The following is a 6,047-nucleotide window of genomic DNA, read 5'->3' as shown; positions in this document are numbered from 1 at the left end:
TCTCGGGAAAGCGCGTTCTGCTGGTGATGGGCGCGAACTGGTGCCACGACAGCCGCGCGCTCGCCGGGTGGCTCGAAACCCCGCGTTTCGCCGCGCTTGCCGCTGCGCATTACGAGCTCGTATATGTCGATGTCGGCATGCCGCAGACCGGCGAGGGCCGCAATCTGGAGATCGCCCGCCGCTTCGGCCTTGAGGAGCTCAAGGGCACGCCCGCGCTGCTGGTGCTCACGGCCGATGGCCGCGCGGTGAACCTCGAGAGCTCGGCCAAATGGCGCGACGCCGCCAGCCGCAGCGAGGATGCGATCTATGCGGAGCTTGCGGCATTGGCAGACAAGCCCGCCGCGTGATCGCCTCACTCCTTCTCGCCCTCGCGCTGGCGATGGACGCCTTTGCGGTGGCGCTGACACAGGGAGCGCGGTTCCGGCCCTCGGCGGCAGGCGGGTTTGCCATCGCGGCGACTTTCGGGGTGTTTCAGGCGCTGATGCCGCTCGCCGGGTGGGCGATCGGGACGGTGGCGCTGGTCTATGTCGAGGCGGTCGATCACTGGATCGCCTTCGGCCTTCTCGCCTTTCTCGGGGTGCGGATGCTCGGCGGGCATGTCGGCGAGGGGGAGGCCGCGCACGCGCTGACCGGGCGCGCGCTGCTACTGGCAGGCGTCGCGACCAGCATCGATGCGCTGGCGGCGGGGATCACCTTGCCCGCGCTGGGGGTGACACCGTGGCTGGCGGCAGGGCTGATCGGGCTCGTTACCTTCGCGATGAGCGGCGCGGGCGTGATGCTGGGGCGGGTCGCGGGCGACCATCTGGGCGCATGGGCAGAGCGCGCGGGCGGGGTGATCCTGATCGGGCTCGGCGTGAAGATCCTCGGCGAACATTCGGGCTGGTTCTGAGGGGGCCATGCTCCACGTCGTCCACCACGCCGACTATATGGCACCGAGGCCCGAGCGCGGCACCTTCCGCTTCGACAAGTACTACCTCGTGATGGAGGAACTGCGGGCCAGCGGCGCGGCAATCACCGAGCACGCCCCCGAGCCGATGCCCCGCGCATGGCTCGAGGCGGTGCACTGCCCCGACTACGTCGACGAGGTCTTCCGCGCAGAAGTCCCCCGCGCCAAGGAGCGGCGCATCGGCTTCCCCGTCACTCCGGCGATCACCGCGCGGGTCAGGCACACCAACGGCGGCACCTGGCTCGCCGCCCAGCTCGCGCGCCAGCACGGCTACGCCGCCAACTCGGCCGCCGGCAGCCACCATGCGCTGCACGATACCGGCGCGGGTTACTGCGTGTTCAACGACCTCGCGGTCACCGCCAACCGCCTGATCGCCGAAGGCCACGCGGCCCGCGTGCTGATCGTCGACCTCGACGTGCATCAGGGCGACGGCACCGCCAGCCTCACCGCGGGGCGCGCGGACATCTTCACCCTCTCGCTCCACGCCGAGAAGAATTTCCCGGTCAGGAAAGCCCGCTCGAGCCTCGACATCGCCCTTCCCGACGGCACCGACGACGATGGCTACATGGCAGCCCTCACCCGCCACCTGCCGCAGGTCTTCGCCGACTTCGCGCCCGACTTCGTGCTCTATCAGGCGGGCGTCGATCCGCATGCCGAAGACAAGCTGGGGCGGCTGGCCCTGAGCGATGCGGGGCTCGCGGCGCGTGACCGCTTCGTTGTCGCATCATGCCGCAGTCGTGGCCTTGCCGTTGCGAGTGCGTTGGGGGGCGGCTACGGCGATGATCCGCGCATTGTCGCCGCGCGCCATGCCGCCTCGATGCTGGCGATGGCCGACGAGAACGCGCGTTACCGGGGGGAACAAGCATGACGACCCAAGCAACCGATTACCTGATCATCGGCGCAGGCGCGGTCGGTCTGGCCTTTGCGGATTCGCTGCTCGACGAGGATCCGGACTGCCATATCACCTTCGTCGACAAGCACGCCAAGCCCGGCGGGCACTGGAACGACGCCTATTCCTTCGTCGCGCTGCACCAGCCCTCGGCCTTCTACGGCGTCAATTCGATGGCCTTCGCGGGCGAGGCGATCGACACCCACGGCGCTAACGCGGGGCTCCATGCGCTCGCCAGCGGCACGGAAGTGCTGGCCTATTTCGAGAAGGTCATGAACCTGCGCCTGCTGCCGAGCGGGCGGGTCGCCTATCACCGCCTCAGCGAGTTCCGCGGTCGTGACGCAAGCGGCACCGCGACGATCCGCGGCGTCCTGTCGGGCGAGGAAACCCGCATTACCGTCCGCCGCAAGCTGGTCGATGCGACCTTCTACCAGACCTCGGTGCCATCGACCCACACACGCGCCTTCGCGGTGGACGAGGACGCGGCCATCGCCATCCCCGGCGACCTGCCCGATCTGTGGAAGCGCCCCGAGAATATCCCCGAAACCTTCGTCATCCTCGGCGGCGGCAAGACCGCGATGGACGTTGCGGTGTGGTTGATCGAGGCGGGCGTCGACCCAGCGCGCATCCACTGGGTGCGGCCGCGCGACAGCTGGCTCAACAACCGCAAATACCTCCAGCCGGGCGAGGACTTCCTCGCCGCCACCGTCGAGAGCCAGATGGCGCATCTCGAAGCCTTCCGCGTGTCGCAGAGCGGCGAGGAGGTGTTCGAGCACCTCGAGAAGGGCGGCTACATGCTGCGCATCGATCCCGAGGTGACGCCCGAAATGTATCACTATGCGGTGATCTCGGAGGGCGAGATCGCGATGCTGCGGCGCGTGCGCCAAGTGATCCGCAAGGGCCGCGTCACTCGCGTCGCGAACGGCGCGCTGCATTTCGGCGAGGTGGTCCACCCGGTGCCAGAAGGCGCACTCCACATCGATTGCACCGCGCGCGCCGTGCCCTTCTCGGCTGCGGACAACGCCGGGCCGCAGTTCCGGGGCGACAACATCGTGCTCCAGCCGGTGATGGTGCCGCTGGTAACCTTCAGCGCGGCGCTCACCGCCTTCATCGAAGCGCACTTCCCCGACGATGCCACCAAGAACCAGCTCGCCCGCGCCGCCGAGCTCACCGATTCCCCGGGGACCTTCCCCTATGCCTTCATGATGAACCTCATGAACCGCGGCACCTGGATGCAGACGCCCGAAATCGCCGCTTGGCTGGCGAGGTCGCGGCTCGACCCGACCGGGCCGACGGTGGCGCGGATGGCTGCTGCGGGCGACCCGCGGCTCGCGGCGCTTTCGGGCTTCCGGCAGGCGGTGATGGCGGCCATGCCCGACGTCATCCGGCTCGGCATGTCGGCCAAGGCGCTCCACGAAAGTGCGACTTCCCCTGCGAAGTGACGCAGGTTTGCGACGAAATGCTGATCTACGTTATTCCCCGGCTTGGGAACCGGCTGCTTGGCCGCTACGTTACGGAACAATGAAGCGTCGCGACATCCTCAAGGACACTCTGGCAGCCGGAGCAGCATTGGCGCTGCCCGCGCGCCTCTTCGCCTCGCCCATGGCCGGCACCCCGCGCGACCGCATCCTGATCGGCATCGCCAAGCGTGAGCTGCTGCGTGCAGGGAACGCGATCTGGCGGCAGGACATCGTCGGGATCGCCGACTACGGCCTGCACTCGGCCAAGCCCCGCTTCCACTTCGTCAACCTCGATCGCGGCGAGGTCCAGTCCTACCACGTCAGCCACGGCATGGGTTCCGACCCGCAGCATGACGGCTGGCTCAAGGATTTCTCGAACACCGAAGGCTCCAACGCCACTAGCCGCGGGGCCTATGTGACCTGGGAGTGGTACAAGGGGCGCTACGGCACCTCGGTGCGCCTCGGCGGGCTCGACGCAAGCAACGACGCGGCGCTGCGGCGCTATATCGTCATGCACCACGCCGACTATGCGGAAAGCGCGCATCTCGAGAAGTGGGGCCGCCTCGGGCGCTCAAACGGGTGCTTCGCGATGGGCACCGAACAGTTCCGCGAGGCGCTGATGCACCTTTCGGGCGGGCGGCTGCTCTATGCCGACAGCCTCGGGCTGGAGGAGGACGGCAGCGTCCAGCCGGTGCCCGAGCTGGCGATGTACCAGCGCCAGCCCCTCGATCTCGCCCCGCGCCCTTCGATCGCGGCCTATTGAGCCTTGCCATACAGCCCGAGCACGGCCTGGTTCGAGCTTAACGCCGGATCAGCGCTGGCGGGCGTGCTGCCGGCGAGCGTGCAGGCGGCGGCGTTCGGGTCGGCGGCGACGCTGGCGGTGTTCCTCGGCGCGGGCTTCTTCGACGCAAGCTTCAGCTTGGGCGAAATGTCGATCTGGGCGATCCCCGGGCTGATCGTCGCGATGCTGCTCATCACCCTTGTCGGCACCTTCTTCTGCGCCTTTTACATCGCGCTAGTCGGCGTGCCGGTCGCGTTTCTGATGGGCCGCAAGTTGGCCGGGCCGCTCGGGCTGGGCGTGGCGATCTGCCTCGCGCTGGCGACAGGGCTCGCAGCGGCGGGGTGCTCGGTGCCTCCCCCGTGTGGGGCGGCGATGGCTGGCTCTTCCCCGTGCTGGCGACGGTGTACGCCCTGCCCGCCGGGCTGTTCTACCGGCAGGCGGTGCTGACCGCGCGCAGTCTCAGCCCGTGGGACGATTCGGAGACCGGGCCGGCCGCTTAGGTGTCGGTGAGATCATCTTCGATCACGATCACCTCGCTGGTCGGCTTGGTGCCGCGATCGCGCACGCGCGGCTTGTCGAGGCTGGCGAGCACCGGCGCGTCGCGGCCGTAGATGTCCTTGAAGGTCGCCATCTGGCCGTTGATGTCGGTCGCCATGGTGAAATAGGTGATGTAGGCGCGCCACGGCTTGGCGAGCATCACCTTCTTGTACTTGCCCGAATCCGAGATCGCGACCGCTTCCTCGCGGGTCGCGCCCTTGCCGAGGATCGCCATCGTCATAGCGAGCTCCAGCGCCCGCTCGGTGCGCACGCAGCCGTGGCTGAGGGCGCGGAAATCATTGGCGAAGAGGTGGCGCGAGGGCGTGTCGTGGAAGAAGATCGCATGCTCGTTGGGCATCTCGAGCTTCATCCGTCCGAGCGAATTGCCCGGGCCCGGCTGCTGCACCACGGTGATGTAACCGTTCGCGCCCTTGGTCGCGACATAGCCGTTGGCGCGGCCCCAGGCGGGATTGGCGAGCACGCGGGCGCCCAGCCCCTCGCCCTTGACGATCGACTGCGGCACCGTCCAGGTCGGGTTGAACACCACGCCCTCGACCACCTCGGCGAGCTGCGGGGTGGCGGTGCGCCCCGGCTTGCCGACGATCGTGCGGTAGGTGCTGACGATCTTGTTCTTGACCGTCAGCCGCAGCTGGAATTCGGGGACGTTGGTGATGAGGTATTGCGGGCCGAGGTCGCGCGCCAGCCAGCGCCAGCGGTCCATGTTGGCGCGGATCAGCTTGCGCCGCGCGGTCTGGCCGTCCGAAGTGGCGGCAAGCTCGGTCTTGAGCCGCGCGTAATCGGGGTGGGTGGGCCCAAGCTTCATCAGCGTGCCCGCGATGTCGCCGGTCTTGAGCGCCTCGGCCAGCACATTGCCCGAGGGGTTCGCCTCGCGGTCGGGATCGACCACGAACCATTGCTGGCGCGCCTCCATCGGGGTGCGCCCGTCGCGCATATCCTCGACCAGCCAGATGAAGCTCTGCGAGGCCATCTGGTTGAGTTCGGCCGAAGGGCCGGAGGCGATCGCGACCTTGAGCGGGGCGAGATCGTAGTCGGCCGGGTCGAGCCCCTCGGCGCCGATGCCCTCGATCACCGCGACGAGCGCTTGCGCCTGCGCGACGGTCCAGGCCTGCACCAACGGCGCGACCTGCGGAGTGGCTTGCACCACCGGCTGCGAGACGGTCGGCGGGAAGGCCTGCTCGAAGCTGCCGCCGGTCTTGGATGAAGGCGTGGGCGTCGGCGTCGGCGCGGGGATCTGCATGATCGCGGGGCCACCTACGGGCTGACCGGGAAGCGGCGTGGGGCGCACGGCCGGCGCGCCTTGCGCCAGCCCTGCGCTCGCCACCAGCGCCGCCGTCGCCACGCTGCCAGCCAACCTGCCCGAGAACCTGATCATCACGTCTTTGCCTTTTCGCCCCGTGCCGCCGGGAGGTTGGC

At 68.8% G+C, this 6,047-nt stretch carries 8 protein-coding genes; 6 read left to right on the top strand and 2 right to left on the bottom strand.

Annotation, left to right across the window (positions count from 1 at the left end; translation table 11 throughout):
• From NBV68_RS16850 to NBV68_RS16830, 5 genes are all read left to right on the top strand, one after another.
• A partial coding sequence (locus tag NBV68_RS16850) for a thioredoxin family protein (RefSeq protein ID WP_296312039.1) occupies window positions 1–347 on the top strand: 347 nt, incomplete at its 5' end.
• On the top strand, window positions 344–889 hold the full coding sequence (locus NBV68_RS16845) for a manganese efflux pump MntP family protein (protein ID WP_296312036.1): 546 nt from the start codon (window positions 344–346) through the stop codon (window positions 887–889). The genes NBV68_RS16850 and NBV68_RS16845, both read left to right, overlap by 4 nt.
• A gap of 7 nt (window positions 890–896) precedes the next feature.
• On the top strand, window positions 897–1,814 hold the full coding sequence (locus tag NBV68_RS16840; RefSeq protein WP_296312033.1) for a histone deacetylase: 918 nt from the start codon (window positions 897–899) through the stop codon (window positions 1,812–1,814).
• A complete protein-coding gene (locus NBV68_RS16835; RefSeq protein ID WP_296312030.1) occupies window positions 1,811–3,277 on the top strand; it encodes an NAD(P)-binding protein in 1,467 nt (488 codons plus the stop codon). The genes NBV68_RS16840 and NBV68_RS16835 overlap by 4 nt, the downstream gene beginning before the upstream one ends.
• Window positions 3,278–3,356: 79 nt before the next feature.
• Window positions 3,357–4,058, top strand: coding sequence for a murein L,D-transpeptidase catalytic domain-containing protein (locus NBV68_RS16830; protein WP_296312028.1), 702 nt, complete (start codon window positions 3,357–3,359; stop codon window positions 4,056–4,058).
• Here NBV68_RS16830 and NBV68_RS16825 read toward each other — a convergent pair.
• Window positions 4,052–4,270 carry a hypothetical protein gene (locus NBV68_RS16825; protein WP_296312025.1) on the bottom strand — a complete coding sequence of 73 codons (219 nt, stop codon included), beginning with the start codon at window positions 4,268–4,270 and terminating at the stop codon, window positions 4,052–4,054. The two genes, NBV68_RS16830 and NBV68_RS16825, sit on opposite strands and share 7 nt — an antisense overlap.
• Before the next feature lie 147 nt (window positions 4,271–4,417).
• Between NBV68_RS16825 and NBV68_RS16820 the strand changes: the two genes are divergently transcribed.
• Entirely contained in the window at window positions 4,418–4,576 is a 159-nt protein-coding gene (locus NBV68_RS16820) for a hypothetical protein (protein ID WP_296312023.1), read from the top strand.
• Here NBV68_RS16820 and NBV68_RS16815 read toward each other — a convergent pair.
• Window positions 4,573–6,006 carry a L,D-transpeptidase family protein gene (locus NBV68_RS16815; RefSeq protein WP_296312041.1) on the bottom strand — a complete coding sequence of 478 codons (1,434 nt, stop codon included), beginning with the start codon at window positions 6,004–6,006 and terminating at the stop codon, window positions 4,573–4,575. The two genes, NBV68_RS16820 and NBV68_RS16815, sit on opposite strands and share 4 nt — an antisense overlap.
• Between the last annotated feature and the right edge of the window lie 41 nt (window positions 6,007–6,047).

The organism is Erythrobacter sp., from assembly GCF_023653175.1.
In the GTDB taxonomy this organism is placed as follows: domain Bacteria; phylum Pseudomonadota; class Alphaproteobacteria; order Sphingomonadales; family Sphingomonadaceae; genus Erythrobacter.
This window is presented reverse-complemented; position numbering and strand designations above follow the sequence as displayed.

What these genes read in the sequence shown, in the direction of transcription:
- NBV68_RS16840 (WP_296312033.1), top strand. Translation starts at nt 897, where the DNA reads ATGCTCCACGTCGTCCACCACGCCGACTATATGGCACCGAGGCCCGAG.
- NBV68_RS16835 (WP_296312030.1), top strand. Translation starts at nt 1,811, where the DNA reads ATGACGACCCAAGCAACCGATTACCTGATCATCGGCGCAGGCGCGGTC.
- NBV68_RS16830 (WP_296312028.1), top strand. Translation starts at nt 3,357, where the DNA reads ATGAAGCGTCGCGACATCCTCAAGGACACTCTGGCAGCCGGAGCAGCA.
- NBV68_RS16825 (WP_296312025.1), bottom strand. Translation starts at nt 4,270, where the DNA reads ATGAGCAGCATCGCGACGATCAGCCCGGGGATCGCCCAGATCGACATT.
- NBV68_RS16815 (WP_296312041.1), bottom strand. Translation starts at nt 6,006, where the DNA reads ATGATCAGGTTCTCGGGCAGGTTGGCTGGCAGCGTGGCGACGGCGGCG.